Origin of the sequence: Rhodococcus sp. NPDC058521 (assembly GCF_042719695.1) — a bacterium.
GTDB lineage: Bacteria > Actinomycetota > Actinomycetes > Mycobacteriales > Mycobacteriaceae > Rhodococcus_F.
Genome location: NZ_JBHXNL010000006.1, coordinates 30554 through 46356, shown reverse-complemented (window position 1 = coordinate 46356; position 15803 = coordinate 30554). Strand labels below are relative to the sequence as shown.

Genomic DNA, 15803 nt, shown 5'->3' with positions numbered 1-15803 from the left:
ATCTTCGCGCGTATCGCGGAGGACGTCGTACTACAGCACCGGGTCGATCTTCGCCGACTGGATCGACCTGTACTCCCAGCGCACCGACACCGGCATGTTCGTGATCGCAGCACTCGACGCCCGGCAACCCGGGGTGACTCACAGCGACGACTGGAACGGATTCGGACAACAGACGACGGGCTCCGGGACCTCCACCTACGAGAGCGCGGTTGTCGAACCGGAGAACATCATCGACTTCTCGACGCGGTTCAAGTACCAGACCGCGTTCTACCAACTGTTCCATCTCGCGACTCTGACCGGTATCGCCCGCGCAGCCACCACTGCCATCGCCGAACGCGTTGCCGCGCGAACTCGGACATTCAGCCACGGTAATGCACCGACCTACCGGCACGAACCGCAGATTCAGCAAATCGTCGGAGAGGTCTCGGCGGCCGCACACGCGGCAGAGGCCATCGCACTTCACGCCGCCGAGCCGGCCCAGTGGGCTTACGAGGCAGCCTTTTCCGAAGATGTGGACGAGGAGAAGCGGGCGAACATCGCCGCCGAGACAGCTTCGGCACAGGGCCAGATTTCCTCGACTTCGCTCGTGGTGGCAGCCACGGCGAAGATCTTCGACGCGCTCGGAGCGTCCGGCGTCAGCCGCGACTGGGACCTCGACCGATTCTGGCGAAACGCACGCACCGTATCGAGCCACAATCCGACCGTATTCAAGGCGAAGGTCGTCGGCGATCACGAGATCAACGGCACCGAACCGATCTACGTATGGGCCATCGGAACATCCGACGACGCGAAGGAAGAGACCGCATGACGATCACCGCCGAAGAAACCACCTGGGCAGCTGCCCCGCACGACACGGAGGGGTGGCTGGGGCGCGCCCATGAGGTGGCTTCCATCCTCCGCAAGGACGCACTCGACCGTGATCGTGCGGGCGGCGCACCGTACGAAGAGGTCAAGCTTCTCAAGGACAGCGGACTGGTCACGCTGCTCGGTCCCGCCGAGTTCGGTGGCGGTGGACAACAGTGGGAGACGGCATACCGGGTAGTCCGCGAGGTCGCACGCGCCGATGGATCGATAGGCCAACTCCTCGGTTACCACTATCTGTGGGCGTGGGCGGTGCGACTGGTCGGCACCGAGCCCCAGATCTGCGCAGTCGAAGAGTTGTACACGCGCAACAACTTCCTGTTCGGTGGCGCGGTCAATCCGCGTGACAGCGACCTGACCATCGTCGACCGAGGCGGCACGCTCGTCTACAACGGTGTGAAGTCCTTCTCCACCGGTGGCCGCGCAACCGACCTCACCGTTCTCGAAGGAATTATCGACGGCACGTCCACGCATGTCTTCGCGATCGTTCCCACAGCACAGGAAGGCATCGTTTTCAGGGGAGACTGGGACAATCTCGGGCAGAGGCTCACCGACTCGGGGGCGGTGGAAATCAACGACGTCGAGGTCGACTGGTCCGGGGCAGCCGGTTTCGTGGACAAAGTCTTCCGACCATTGGTATACAACACATTGAACTTTCCAGCGCTCGAGATCGTGTTCGCCAACTTCTATCTCGGTATTGCCCAGGGCGCGTTGGAAACCGCCGCCGAGTACACCCGGACACGCACCCGGCCGTGGCCGTACGGCGGCGACAACAAGGAGACGGCGACGGACGAGTGGTACCTGCGGGAAGGTTACGGAGACCTGCAGGCGAAGTTGTGGACAGTGGAAGCATTGGTCGACCAGGTCGACGCCGAGGCGAACGTGATCCTGCACGAAGCGTGTGAGAACCTCACCGAACAGCGTCGTGGTGAGCTCGCGATCCGCATCGCGGCCGCGAAAGTGCTTGCCGCAGAGGTCGCGCTCGAGATCGGGAACAAGATCTTCGAACTCACTGGTGCGCGATCCACGTCGAACTCGGTCGGACTCGACATCTTCTGGCGCAATGCGCGGACCCACACCCTTCACGACCCACTTCCCTACAAGCGACGGGAGGTCGGCGGGTACGTGCTGACAGGCGAGCTGCCGGAACCGACGTGGTACACCTGATGGTGACTGCAACCCGAACGAGTCCCGTGATCGCCTCGGAGGACGAGGCGATCACGGTTGCCACCGCTCTGTCCACACGTTTCGCCGAGAATGCCGCGGATCGCGACAGGGGCCGCGTACTCCCCCACGACCAGATCCGTGAACTCGCACTGTCCGGCCTGCTTGCCTTGAGTGTGCCCGCTGCGCACGGCGGGATCGACGCCTCGACCGTCACTCTCACCGAAGTCTTTCGACTGTTGGCCGAAGGCGATCCGAGCATCGCGCAGATACCGCACAGCCACTACACCTTCCTGGAAGCACTTCGGTTGCAGGGAAGCCAGACCCAGCAGGAGTTCTTCTACTCGGAAGTGCTCGCAGGTAAGTTGTTCGCGAACGCGCAGAGCGAACGTGGTTCGGCGACGATCGATTTCGACGCAACCACACTCACCCCGGACGGCGACGGCTACGTCCTCGAGGGGCGAAAGTATTACAGCACCGGGGCGCTGTTCGCGGAGTGGATCGCGGTCAGGGCCGCCCTTCCTGGCGCCGAGGACGCGACCACCGGCAAGCAGACGAAAGTCGTTGCGTTCGTGCCGAGGGACGCGGTGGGCGTATCCGTCGTCGACGACTGGGAAGGGATGGGCCAGCGGACCACGGCGAGCGGAACCGTTGTCCTCGAATCGGTGGCGGTACCCGCAGCACACGTCGTACCGTTCACTCCGATTTTCGCCGGACCCACCACCTACGGAGCGCGAGCGCAAATCCTGCACGCGGCCATCGATGCCGGAATCGCCAACGGAGCGTTGCGTGCGGCCGTCGAGGCCGCCGGAGAATCCCGGCCCTACTTCGAAGCGGGCGTGGAGCGAGCCGTGGAAGATCCGTTGCTCGTTCAACTGGCCGGCGAGACCGCACTCACCGTCCGTTCCGCAACCGCACTCCTCGAGGTCGCGGCCCGCAGCATCGACACGGCGCGAACACATCTCACCGAGGCCACGGCAGCAGCAGCATCCATCGACGCCGCCGTCGCCAAGGTCGCCAGTGCTCGCGCATCCTTGGCCGGCTCGAACGCACTGTTCGAACTCGGGGGCACGCGCAGCGCGTCCGAGTCGGCCAACCACTCGCGATACTGGCGCGACGCTCGCACCCACACGCTCCACGATCCCGAACGCTGGAAAATCCAGCACGTAGGGCGTTGGACACTGTCCGGCACGGTTCCCCCGCGCCACGGACTGCTCTGAAGGACGTTCGATTCAGCCTGATTCGAACCCTGGATGGACGGCGGACATCTCGATTCACTGAGATGTCCACCTCCGTCTATCTGCCAATCTGGTCCGCCTCCGTCTACCTGCCAATCTGGTCCGCCTACGTCTATCTGCCAATCTGGTCCGCCTACGTCTACCCGAGGATGTTCTGTGTCTCTGCAATTCCACTGGTTCCTTCCCACCTACGGCGATTCGCGCAACCTCATCGCCGGCGGACACGGAAGCGGCATGATTGGCGACCGCCCGGCAACGCTGCGCTACCTCAATCAGATCGGTGCGGCGGCGGAGAGCAGTGGTTTCGAGTCGGTCCTCACACCCACCGGCGCGTGGTGCGAGGATGCGTGGCTCACGACCGCGATGATGGTCGACACCACGGAAACGCTGAAATTCCTGGTGGCCCTTCGCCCCGGCTTGCTGAGCCCGACACTGGCCGCACAGATGGCATCGACGTTCCAGTGGCAATCAGGCGGTCGTCTGCTTCTCAACGTGGTCACCGGCGGAGAAGATCACGAGCAGCGCATATACGGCGATCATCTGAACAAGGTGCAGCGCTACGAACGTTGTGGCGAGTTCCTGGACGTCATCCGGCGGTTGTGGGCGAACGACGGCCCGGTCGATTTCGAGGGCAGCCATCTGCAGGTCGAGAAGGCACAGCTCCAGCGTGTCCCGGACCCGACGCCCCCGATCTTCTTCGGCGGCTCCTCCCCGGCCGCGGGCACGGTCGCGTCGCAGTTCGCCGACACCTACCTCACGTGGGGTGAGCCGCCGTCGGCCGTCGGCGAGAAGCTCGATTGGATTCGCGATCTGGCGCGATTCCAGGGCAGGACACTCGCGTACGGAATCCGCTTGCATGTCATCACCCGTGACACGTCCGAGGAAGCGTGGGCCGAGGCGGACCGCCTGCTCGCCGCCCTCGATCCGGCCACTGTCGAGCGCGCCCAGCGAAGTCTCGCCCGCTCGGGCTCGGAAGGTCAGCGCCGGATGCGTGAACTACACGGTGGCGGAGCCGCATACGAGAAGGGTGTCGGTGCCCGCAGCCTCGAGGTCGCACCGAACCTGTGGTCGGGCGTCGGTCTGGTTCGTGGCGGTGCGGGTACGGCGCTGGTCGGATCGCACGAGGAAGTCGCCGACCGGATTTCCGAGTACGCGGAACTCGGTCTCGACCACTTCGTGTTGTCCGGTTACCCCCACCTGGAGGAGGCATACCGCTTCGGCGAGGGCGTGCGTCCGATCCTCGAACGGCGTGGACTGGCGCAGCCGGTCGGCGGCCGTGGCGAGGCGTCCGGAGCCACTGCCTTCCTCTCCCCTGTGAGTGGTTGACGAGTCTCTGGGCTCGTCAACCGCTCACAGGGGATTTTGCTCGATGACGACGAAGGCCCCTGCGGAGTCACCGTCGTGTGTGAGCGACACGTGGATTCGGACGTCGGTCAAGTTGTCGGCAACCTCACCGCGTAACCGGATCGACGGTCTCCCCCAGGCATCCGTCACCACTTCGATCAGATGATGGATCACTTCGGGTAATACCGGCGGGCGGGCGAAGAGGGCCGTCGACCACGCCTTGATCACTGCCTCCTTCGCCGCCCACCTGGCCGCGAAATGTCGCGCCGGATCCGAGCTCCGGGTTACAGCATCTCGACGTTCACCCGGTGTGAAGTTGTCGAGCATCGCCGTCCCCGGCCGGTCCAACTGTTCGGCGAACTCCGACACCGTGACGAGGTCGAAACCGATTCCCAGCACTCCCATACCCGCATCGCCTAACTGCAACCGGGCAGACCGGAGCTGTAGATGCCGTCTTCACCCAGTCGGGCGTCCTCGGTGATCAGTACGTCGGCCTCGAGCTGCCTACTCGCGGTTGCCGATACGTTGTCGTCACCGAAGCGTCGGTTTGCGGGACGCTCGTAGAGATCGGCGCCCCCGACCATTGCCGAGGCGAGGCGCCGCTGCCCCGCGACCGCACGCTCGCGTGCCCTGGCCACGTACTCGTCTCGCCGCTCCGCGGGAATCGACTCGACGAACGCCTGCGGATGAACCACAGCGATCAGACCGGACACGTGGCCGAATCCGAGGCTGGTCAGCACTCCTGCACGCAGCGGGAGACGCTCACCGAATCGGATGGGTTCCCGGAGCCACACGAGGTGATCGTGTTCGACCATCCGATCGTCGACGCAATCGAGGCTGCGGTTCGGTGGCAGCGTGCCTGCACCGAGCACCTGGCAGAGTCCGATCAGCTGGAAGGCGGCAGCGCCACCTTTCGCGTGACCTGTGAGGCTCTTCTGGGACACCACGAACAGCGGTGCTCCCTCGCTGCGACCCAACGCCCCCGCGAGACGTTCGTGAAGCTCCGCCTCGTTGGGATCATTGGCTGCCGTCGAGGTGTCGTGCTTGGAGACCACCGCGATGTCGTCTGCCCCCACACCCAGTTGCTCGAGTGACCGAGCCAGTTGCGATTCCGCGCCGCCGCGTCCGGCGCCGAGCGCACCGATACCGGGGGCCGGGATCGACGTGTGCACGCCATCCGCGAACGAACCCGCGTAGGCGACGACACCCAATACCGGCAGACCCATCTCGAGCGCGATGTCGCCGCGGGCCAGAAGCACGGTGCCGCCGCCCTGCGACTCGACGAATCCGCCACGACGACGATCGTTGGCTCGCGAGAAGCGTCGGTCGTCGATTCCCTTGGCACGCATGTCGTCCGTCTTCGCGGTGGCGGACATATCGCCGAATCCGATGATGCCCTCGGTACTGAGATCGTCGAAACCGCCGGCCACCACGAGCTGGGCCTTGCCCAACTTGATCTTGTCGGCAGCTTCTTCGACCGACACAGCTGCCGTCGCACACGCGGCCACCGGATGCACCATCGCACCGTAACCGCCGACGTACGACTGGACGACGTGCGCCGCAATCACATTGGGCAGAGCCTCCTGCAGGATGTCGTTCGGACGATTCTCGCCGAGCAGGGTGTCGATGTAGAGCGATCGCATCGAGGTCATGCCGCCCATACCCGTTCCCTGAGTGTTGGCCACCAGAGACGGGTGCACCCACCGCAACAGTTCACTCGGGGTGAATCCGCCGGTGAGGAATGCGTCGACGGTGGCAACGATGTTCCACAGTCCCACCCGGTCGACGGAGTCGGCCATATCGGCAGGGATGCCCCACTTCGTGACGTCGAACCCGGTGGGGATCTGTCCACCGACGCTGCGCGTGAGCTTCATCTTCCGCGGAACCCGGATCTCGGTGCCGGCCTTGCGCGTCACCTGCCAGTCGCCGCTGTCCGGAACCGATGACATCGTCGTGTTCTCGGGATCGGCGTCGACGAAGGCCCGTGCCTCGGCCTCACTGCTCACGACGAAGGTCAGATCCTTGTCGAGGAACACGGAGGTGAGAAGCGGCGCAGTGTTGTCGATCATCGCACCGTCGTCCGCGTACTGCCGGATACCGCAGTTCTCGACGACGGCGTCGTGGTAGCGGTCGGCGATGTCGGCCTCGGGTACCAGTTCGCCGGTCTCGACGTCGTACCAGCCTGGAGTGGGGGTGGTTTCCCAGGTGACGAGACCGGTGTTCCACGCAAGTTCGAGAACACCTGCGGCAGAGAGCTGCTCGTCCACTTCGTACTCGAATCGGGTCCGCGCCGAACCGTAAGGCCCGAGTTCGCCGGCACCGACCACGACGACGAGGTCCTCCGGTGCAGCCGTGACGCCGGACCAGTCAGGGGCAGCCGTGTCGACGATTCGCGGGGGCGCCGGGAGGGCACCGATCGTGTCGGTCTCGGCAGCCTCGTCGAAGACCTCGGCGGCCTCCGCCTCCTGTGCTTGCTTGGCCAGGGCAGGCAGATCGAGATCCACGTCGGCGAGTCCTCCCGTCAAATCCACCTTCAGCGGCTTCTCGGCGGCGCGACCGCGTGCACCCGACCCGCAGAACGTGAGGAGTTCGGCGGCCATCTCGTCCGTCGACCACGTACGCACGCCGACGGCTTCCACGGCCTCGACAAGCGGGTCGTTGCCACCCATCAAGCCGGTTCCGCGGACCCAGCCGATCAAGGCGTGAACCAGACCGACCCGTTCGGACCAGGTTCGCTCTGCCGTCCAACGGCCGACCACCGCATCGAGTGCCGCCTTGGACTCGCCGTAGGCACCGTCACCGCCGAACAGACCGCGATTGGGTGAGCCCGGAAGAACCACGTGGAGGTGCGTGTCGACGTCGCGGTCGTATCCGATCTTCGACAGACCACCGACCAGCCGCTCCACCGCCCACAGCAGAACCCGCATCTCCATCTCGGCACGGGACCCCGCGTCGGCGAGACTCCCCGCAACGCGCGGCGCGGCGAACGGGAACAGCAGCGTCGGGGTGTACGCCTCCTTGACGAGCGTCTTCGCACCACCCGCAGTTTCGAACTGATCGGATCCGATCCACTCGACGAGAGCATCGATATCGGTGTAGGACGCCATGTTCGCCGGCACCACCCAGAGTGCGGCACCTGCCCGAGCGTTGTTGCGGTAGAGGTCACGGTAGAAGCCGAGACGATGGTCGTCGAGACGTGACGTCGTCACGAACACCGTTGCCCCACCGGCAAGGAGTCGGCCCGCGACGGACGCTGCGATCGAACCGTTGCTGGCACCGGTGACCACCGCTACCTCGTCCGCCCATTGCGGAGTATCACCTACCGATATCGCAACGTCCGCGATCTGCGTGTACTTGTCGGCGAGCTGGGTGCGACTCTCGTTGCGCGCCCTCGTCTCCCACCAGCGCGCCTGCTGCGCCACGGATCGTCCCGCGCCCTCGAACGACCCGACCTGCGCCGCGTCGTCGTCGAGCCACATGCGGGCGAGATCTTCACGGGCACTGGCCCACCGGTCGTCCAGCAGCACTGCACGCCTGCCGTCGAAGGCCGGCGCAACGAGACGCGGCCAGTCCGAACCGAGTTCCGCCGACACCAGTTCCACCAGCTCGGTGTCCGTTGCCCGGTCCGAAACACCCGCATCTGCAGAGAGGCCGAGTTGCTCGAGCACCAACCGCGCAGCAGAAGCGAGGACGCCGTTGCGTCCGGTGATGTGTTCGGTGAACTCGCCCAGGGCGGCTGCGTCGACCGTGCCTCCGGAGCCGGCGCCGGACGACGGGAGCGAAACGGTGATGCCGCGCCGTGCTGCCACTGCGGCGACCGCACTGTCGACGACCGCGTCCACTGCCGCACCGTCGGCCAGACCGCCGTCGGCAAGAGTGCCCAGTTCGCCGCCACGGATGCTCGCGCCGTCACGAGTGCCGAGTGCGACCTCGGCCGTGACGTGGTGCGCCCATCCGTCACCCAGTTCCCACACCTTCTTCACCCGGTCCGCCACGGCCGCGGGTCGGCGGCCCGAGGGTCCGAACACCTTACGCAGGTGGTCCCCGATCGAATCCGAGAGGACGGGGCCGAACGGCTTGTAGGTACGGGCCAGCTGATCCACGGTGGCCGCGAGTGCGCCCATGTCGGCGTCCGCCGCGCCGTCGATCGCACCCAGCGACAGTTCGGAGCCGAGATCCACCAACAGCTGGTTCCGCCGCGAGGAGACACCGTCGCACAGCGCCTCGATCGTGTCGGCGCGGCCGACCTGATCGGGGCGCAGCTTCGTCCACAGGCTGATCAGAGCCTGGGTTGCGTCCGACGCCGCGAACGCGATGTCGTCCGGGCGGGGGCCACCTGTCGCGGCCGGGGCCGCCGCTGGTGTCGCGGCTGCCGGAGCTGTTTCATCGGTCGCGGGCTCCGCAGGTTCGTCCTCCTCGACCGGTGCGGGGTCGACATCGGTCGAATAGACGATCGACGCCTCGCGCTCGATGTTGAGAACCTCTACCGGACCGCCGAGTCGGCCGGGCAACTTCAACGTCTGCGACGCGAGGTTGGCCACGGTCGGTACCGCACCGAGTCCGATCTCGACGAAGCGCTCGACACCGAGCCCGCCGTCCGCCACGTCGGCGAAGAGCAGATCCTGTGTCTCGATCCAGCGGACCGGGCTCGCGAACTGCCAGGCCAGAAGTTCCGTCAGCACCACTCGGGTGAGCTGCGACGGCTCGGCCGCCCACGAATCGAAGTTCGCGAGTACGTCCACCAGCGGCTCGGAAGGAACCAGATTCGCGATCTCCTGCAGGAATTCACGCTCGAGCGAGAACGGCTTCGGAACGAGGTTCGGAATGTAGCGCCCGATCAGAATTGCGGGATCGATCTCTCGCGGCAGCAGATCCTCCAATCGCCGACGGAAGTCCGCGACCCCGCTGCGCAACACCGTCGAGTGGAAAGGCACGTCGATACCCGGAACCTGAATGTAGGCGCGCTTGCCACCGAACTCGGCTCGGCGAACGTCGATCTCCTTCTCGAGCGCGTCCAGTCCGGCAACCGTGCCGGCAATCGCGTACTGCGAGCCACGCAGATTGAGATTGACGATCTCGAGGAACTCGCCGGACTCTGCGGCCACACCCGCGATGAAGGCGTGCACGTCGTCGTCGGACACACCGATCTGGGACGGACGAATCGCGGCCATCCGGTAGTCGGACCGCCCATGCTCGTCACGGGGCACCAACTCGTGCATCGCCGATCCACGCTGGAAGACGACCTCGAGCACCGCTTCCAGAGGCAGTACGCCTGCCACTGCGGCCAGGGCGTTGTACTCACCCACCGAGTGACCTGCCAGGAGGGCGCCCTCCACGAACGCCCCCGACTCTCGCAGTTCGGCGACCTGTGCCACGCCGAGCGTCGCCATCGCGACTTGGGTGAACTGGGTCAGGTGCAGGACACCGTCGGGGTGCTTGTGCTCCACGCCGCGAGCCTTCACCACCGTGGGGTTGTCCCGGACGACCGCCAGAATCGAGAATCCCAGCGCCTTGCGAGTGTGCTTGTCCGCACGGTCCCAGACCTCACGGGCAGCCTTCGAGCGAGCTCGCGCGTCGAGTCCCATTCCGGGGCGCTGGATGCCCTGGCCTGGGAAGGCGTACACGGTACGGGGGACGTCGGTTCGTCCCGTCGCCACCATCACGAGATCACCGTCGATACGGCATCCGACCTCGACGATCTCCGAACCACGATCGAGCGCGACACGATCGACGCGAACGTCGATCTCGGCACCGGGGCGAACCATGCCCATGAACCTGGCCGTCCACGCGACGAGACGGCGCGCCGACACCCGAGTCTCGTTCGGATCGACAGCGGTCACGGCCTGCTGCGCAGCTGCGGACAGCCACATTCCGTGCACGATCGGGCTGCCGAGCCCGGCGAGCAGGGCTGCGTTGGCGGACGTGTGAATCGGGTTGTGGTCACCGGAAACCTGCGCGAACGGTGCCATGTTGCGAGGCGCGGTGATCGTGGTGTCACGCCGTCGACGACGCGGGGTCTCGACCACGTCTTCACCGAGGGAGCCACCGGCACGCGGCGGATCGACCAGTTCACCCTTGCCTGTACGCCCACGAATCGCGAACCGCTCGGTGAGCCTCGCGACACGGGGCGCTTCGAGGCCTTCACCCAGCATCGCTCCGACCTCGACCTCGACCTCGACAACCCGACCGAGATCGGTGTCGAGAACGGAGGCCACTGCAGCCTTGACCACGAGAATGCTGGTCTCGGTGGGTAATTCACCCACCAGCTCGACCGCGTGATCGAGGTGAACCAGATCCAGCATGCCCTCGATGACCGACACTTCCTCGGTCCTGGCGTCGCCGAGTGCAGCGAACACCGCCGGCCAGCAGGCACCGACGATCACGTCGGGAACAGCCTTGTCGCTGACCGCGAGATCGGGCGAGACACCGGCACCGGTCACACCCGCGTGATCGGCAACCAATTCCGGCACCCATGCGAGGTTGATCCGGGCGACGCCGTCCTTTGCCTTGGGAAGCTCCTGCCCCGCCGCGACCGCGAGAAGTGCCCGCATGGACGCTTCCGCTTCTTCCGCCGTAACGACCGGCGCACCGCCGGTCACAACGGATTCCGGCACAGCCATCGTGATCGTCACCGAACGATCTGCCACGAGCGGGACCGTGAGCCGAACCCGGCTGTCCTCGATCACCGACAGGACGGCGCCCGTGACCTCGTGGACGGCCTTCGTGTCGGATTCGGAAGACCACCTATCGACATCGCCGAGACGACGAACGGGGTTCTGGGTCGATCGGCCTGCCCAGTCGACGTCCGGTGCGGACAGAATCGTGTCGAGCGGGCCGGAGACGACACCGTGATGCCGCCGAGCTGCGATGTTCGTCGGCTTCGCCCCCGCTTCGATCAGTTCGTCGTAGGTGGCCTTCTCGAACCTGTCGAGCAGTTCACCGACCGGCTCGTCGACGCGGGTGATTCCCGCAACGGCAACGGTTCCGGGGATGACGCACACCTGCTCTGCGCCGTAGCGCGCGTCGTGCGCTTGCCACAGCGAATCCGAGCGCCACCAGCGTCGCACGTCGCCGTCGATGACGGGGACGAAGTTGACCGGCTTGCCCGGTGTCTTGCACAGCGACACGAAGAACGGCACATCCGCTGGATGCAACCGAGTGGTGGCGTAGTCGGGGTAATGCGTCTGCAGAGCGCAGATCGCGGCCTCGGGACGCTCGAGTGCAGCGGGGTCGGAGAACGAAGTGGGGATCGGCCCACGGTCGACGGGGTGCAGTCGCGCCTCGGCCCGCTGCAGCATTTCACCGAACCGGTCACGCCAGGTGACGTCCAGCCACGGACTGGTCGTTGCCTCGTCGATCGCGTCGGAGAGGTCACTGCCGCAGTCGAATTCCTGGGCGGAGTCGATTCCGACCGTGAGTTCGAGGTACCGGCGGAGCCACTGCTCGTAGGTCATCGTCGCCACGTCACCGAAGTAGGGCTTGGCGGTGACGTCGAGGGCGGCGATGATTTCTTCGCGCCGCTCTGCGACCGCGTCCGCGTCGCCGGCCACCTCGTCGAGAAGGCGGCCGGTTCGAGACGCCGCGTTGTCGATCTCGTGGATGTCTGCGCCGAGCTGGCTACGCCCGGACGCCATTCCGCCTTGTGCCGTACCCGCAGCCACCCAGTCGGGGGTGCCTGGTGTGTCCACGAGCAGCTGCTTGACCTCGGGCGACGTCGTCGCTTCGAGAGTAGCCATGGCGGCGGTACCGACCAGAATGCCGTCGACGGGCATCGCCGGGTATCCGGCAGCCTCGGACCAACGACCGGTCAGGTAGTCGGCGCCGCGTTCCGGTGTACCGATGCCACCACCGACGCACACGACGAGGTTGGTACGAGCGCGCAACTCGGAGTACGTCTCGAGCAGCAGGTCGTCGAGGTCCTCCCAAGAGTGGTGGCCACCCGCTTTTCCGCCCTCGATGTGGACGATGACCGGGAACGACGGAACCTCGTTGGCAATTCGGACGACAGAGCGGATCTGGGCAACCGTCCCGGGCTTGAAGGCGACGTGGGTGATACCGACCTCGGACAGTTCTTCTATGAGAGCGACAGCTTCTTCGAGCTCCGGGATACCCGCAGTGACGACGACACCGTCGATCGGAGCACCGGCAGCGCGCGCCCGCTGTACGAGCCGTTTGCCCCCGAGCTGCAACTTCCAGAGGTAGGGGTCGAGGAAGAGGGAGTTGAACTGAACCGCTCGTCCGGGCTCGAGCAGGGTCTTCAGATCGGCCACCCGATTCTCGAAGATCGCCTCGGTCACCTGACCGCCGCCGGCCAACTCGGCCCAATGCCCGGCGTTGGCTGCCGCAGCGACGATTTCGGCATCGACGGTCGTCGGGGTCATTCCGGCGAGGAGAATCGGTGAGCGGCCCGTGAGCCTGGTGAATGCAGTTTCGACACCGGTCCGACCACCCGGCAGGGTCACCGGCTTCGGGGCGAACTCGGTCCAGGCGCGCGCCACCTCGGGAGCAGCCCCCGGAGTGAGGAGATTGCGTAGACCGCCTCGGGTCGCCGCTGCGACGATGCCGACCGCGTGGCCACGCACCGTCCCCGCGGTCAGACGGGTCAACATCTCGCCGGGGCCGAGGTCGACGATCCACCGTGCGTCGGTGGCGAGTACGGAGTCGACGGTGGCCACCCAGTCGACCGTGTCGGTCAGGCAGCCGCGAGCGAGGCGACCGGCGAGTTCGACGTCGATGCCGCAGCGCGCGGCCCACTGCTCGACCAGTTCCACTGCCTCGGCGAGCGCCGGGTGGTGGAAGCCGATTTCGGTGTCCACGTCCTCGAAGACGGGCGCGAACACAGCGCCGCCGCGCTTCTTGGCTTCACGCTCACGCTCCTGGATTTCGGCGATCTCCTCGCAACGCTTCTGCACCCGGACGAGCTGCGCCGGCGGGCCGGACAGGACGACCCGGCGGCGCCCGTTACGGATCGCGAGTACGGGTGCGCTCGCGGGGTCGGCGGTTTCGGCGAACTCGTCGACGATCTCCTGTACGAGCTCGGGATCGACCTGAGACACGGCGATCATCGGACTCCGACCACCCGCGGTGATCACACCCCGGCGGCGACCGACGAGTCCTGCTGCCGCTCCGATCATCTGGGCGATCGCGAGAAGGATGCCGTCTCGATTACCGGAGGACGCGACCGATTCCACGGCAAGCACACCTTGTGAATGACCGACGACCGACTCCGGGTTGTGAACGGTCGGGTCGAGACCGGCGGCAGCGAGCGCCCTCAGTGCCGCCAGCTGCGTGAGGAACACACCGGGCATGGATACCGCGGCAGATCCCAGGACGGTGTCGGACGGACCGGACGCAACCGGCGTGGTGCCGTCAGCGAGGTCGCCTTCGAGATTTTCCGCGAGGTCGTTCTCGAGCATCCAGCCGATCGGGTCGAATCCTGCGGTGCGAACCACCACCAGTTCCGACGCCACCGGCTCGAGGCGGAGCGCGGCTTCATTGACAAGTTTCGTCAGGGTCGGCTCGAGGCCGTAGTCGCGAACCAGTTCGTCCAGCGAGCTCAGCCACGGTGCACCCTGTCCTGCAAAGGCGAGCGCATACGGCTCGCCGGCGGCAAGCCGGTCGACAAGAGCAGTGCGCAGTTCGGCGGCAGCCTTTCCTGCCCCGACGCCGCTCCGTCGCGTCCCCCTGTGGTCGTCGCCGTTACCTGCGGGCGTGGTGTCGTCGATCGTCACGAAAGGTCCTCTCCTGTTCCCCTACCGGGGTCTGGCTCCATGTCGGTCCGTCGCGCGATCGCTCACGAGGATGACGACACTCGAGAACTGTGCTGACCAGCGCCTCCGGACCGTTCCAGGTTGACACAGAATCATGAGGGATTCCTCACGTTCTCTTCGGGATCACAAGGCGAACGCCTGTTCTGTAGTGAGTTGCACCACATCTGGACTTCAAAGTGACCGGTCGGTAGAGGTGGAATCCGCAGGCCTGCGACATGCATGGACATCCAATAACCCGAGGAATTCCTCATATTTATCGTTATCATTTTGTGATCTATTGACAGCGGGGGTGTCATCTGCGTGCGCGCCGAACCGGGCCCGAGAACAGCGTCGGTGGCTCGAACTACAGTTCGAACAACGAGGGGGTCTCGTGGCTTCGGCCGACACAGGGGGAAATATGAGCAAGAACAGCATTCGCAAGTTGATCGACCACATCGAGTGCACGATGTCCGAGACCGATGTCGAACTGGGATATCACCCGACGGAGATCGAGTCCGCTCTCGTCGAATGCGTATTTGCCGCGCGTGCGACGTACGGCTCTCCCACCACAGGAGTCCGTGGAGTGCTTGCCCGCTGGCGCGGGCACCGCGGCGGATCGACCCTCGACGATCTGGGCCACCTCGCCGTCTTCGCCGACGATCCCGGCAACCTCGAGGAGGTCTTCCACAATCGTCAGCGGGTGCCGGGAAACTATGTGACGAAGGCCGAGGCCGTCGCGCTCGCAGCGCAATCTCTGACCGAACTCGGCTGCGCGCACGTTTCGGCTCTTGCCGCCGCAGACGACCTGACGCCGTACCGGGTCGCCTTCGAATCGGTTCCCGGTCTCGGCCGTCGCACCTGGGAACACTTCACGATGCACGCCGGCACGATCACACCGGCGGCCGAGGCGCTGATCGTCGACTACGTATCCGCCGCTGTCGGATCGCAGTCCGACAAGGTTCTCGACGTCCATTCCCTCGTCGACGCCACGGCACACCGCCTGTTGCTTCCGCCCGACCAACTCCGCTACGGCATCTGGCGGCACCGAAAGGAGCAGCAACGAGTGCTCCTTCGCACGGCCCGCGCAGCGCGGTCGGCATGAAGTACACGCGCGAGGTGCTGCAACGCGCCGTGGACAACTCGACGAGCATGGCCGGAGTGATGCGTTACCTCGGGAGGCAACAGTCGGGAGGCATGCACGCACATCTGTCCGCCGGATCGATCGATTCGGAATCGACCGATCCCACTTCACCGGCAGCGGTCATACCAGCGGTAACCGAGCTTTCAACCGACTCACCTGGCAGGAGATCCTGATTCGACGACCTGCCGGCAGTCGTCGCGTGGCACCTCGCCTACTGCGACGAGCATTGATCGAGGCGGGTGTTCCATATACCTGCACGTCGTGTGAACTCGGACCAGAATGGTGCGGATCACCGTTGACCTTGCA

7 protein-coding genes are annotated in these 15803 nt (G+C 65.7%); 5 read left to right on the top strand and 2 right to left on the bottom strand.

The window, feature by feature from the left end; translation table 11 throughout:
- The first annotated feature begins 94 nt into the window (after positions 1 to 94).
- The 4 genes from ACFWO3_RS11665 to ACFWO3_RS11650 all read left to right on the top strand — a co-directional run bounded on the left by ACFWO3_RS11665 (position 95) and on the right by ACFWO3_RS11650 (position 4589).
- Positions 95 to 808 carry a hypothetical protein gene (locus ACFWO3_RS11665; protein WP_378577440.1) on the top strand — a complete coding sequence of 238 codons (714 nt, stop codon included), beginning with the start codon at positions 95 to 97 and terminating at the stop codon, positions 806 to 808.
- Positions 805 to 2028, top strand: a complete 1224-nt coding sequence (locus tag ACFWO3_RS11660; protein WP_378577438.1) for an acyl-CoA dehydrogenase family protein — start codon at positions 805 to 807, stop codon at positions 2026 to 2028. Before ACFWO3_RS11665 ends, ACFWO3_RS11660 begins: the two co-directional genes overlap by 4 nt.
- Positions 2028 to 3245: an SfnB family sulfur acquisition oxidoreductase gene (locus ACFWO3_RS11655; protein ID WP_378577436.1), complete on the top strand. Its 1218-nt coding sequence runs from the start codon at positions 2028 to 2030 to the stop codon at positions 3243 to 3245. The genes ACFWO3_RS11660 and ACFWO3_RS11655 overlap by 1 nt, the downstream gene beginning before the upstream one ends.
- 174 nt (positions 3246 to 3419) lie before the next feature.
- Positions 3420 to 4589, top strand: coding sequence for an LLM class flavin-dependent oxidoreductase (locus ACFWO3_RS11650; RefSeq protein WP_378577434.1), 1170 nt, complete (start codon positions 3420 to 3422; stop codon positions 4587 to 4589).
- Positions 4590 to 4613: 24 nt separating this feature from the next.
- On the opposite strand, the gene ACFWO3_RS11645 is transcribed toward ACFWO3_RS11650, so the two are convergent.
- Together ACFWO3_RS11645 and ACFWO3_RS11640 are read right to left on the bottom strand one after the other, a co-directional pair.
- Positions 4614 to 5012, bottom strand: coding sequence for a holo-ACP synthase (locus tag ACFWO3_RS11645; protein WP_378577432.1), 399 nt, complete (start codon positions 5010 to 5012; stop codon positions 4614 to 4616).
- A gap of 11 nt (positions 5013 to 5023) precedes the next feature.
- Positions 5024 to 14338 carry a fatty acid synthase subunit beta domain-containing protein gene (locus ACFWO3_RS11640; protein WP_378577430.1) on the bottom strand — a complete coding sequence of 3105 codons (9315 nt, stop codon included), beginning with the start codon at positions 14336 to 14338 and terminating at the stop codon, positions 5024 to 5026.
- Positions 14339 to 14774: 436 nt separating this feature from the next.
- On the opposite strand from ACFWO3_RS11640, the gene ACFWO3_RS11635 reads away from it, so the two are divergent.
- Positions 14775 to 15458 (top strand): hypothetical protein, encoded by a 684-nt coding sequence (locus ACFWO3_RS11635; protein WP_378577428.1) that lies wholly within the window; start codon positions 14775 to 14777, stop codon positions 15456 to 15458.
- The last annotated feature ends 345 nt before the right edge of the window (positions 15459 to 15803 follow it).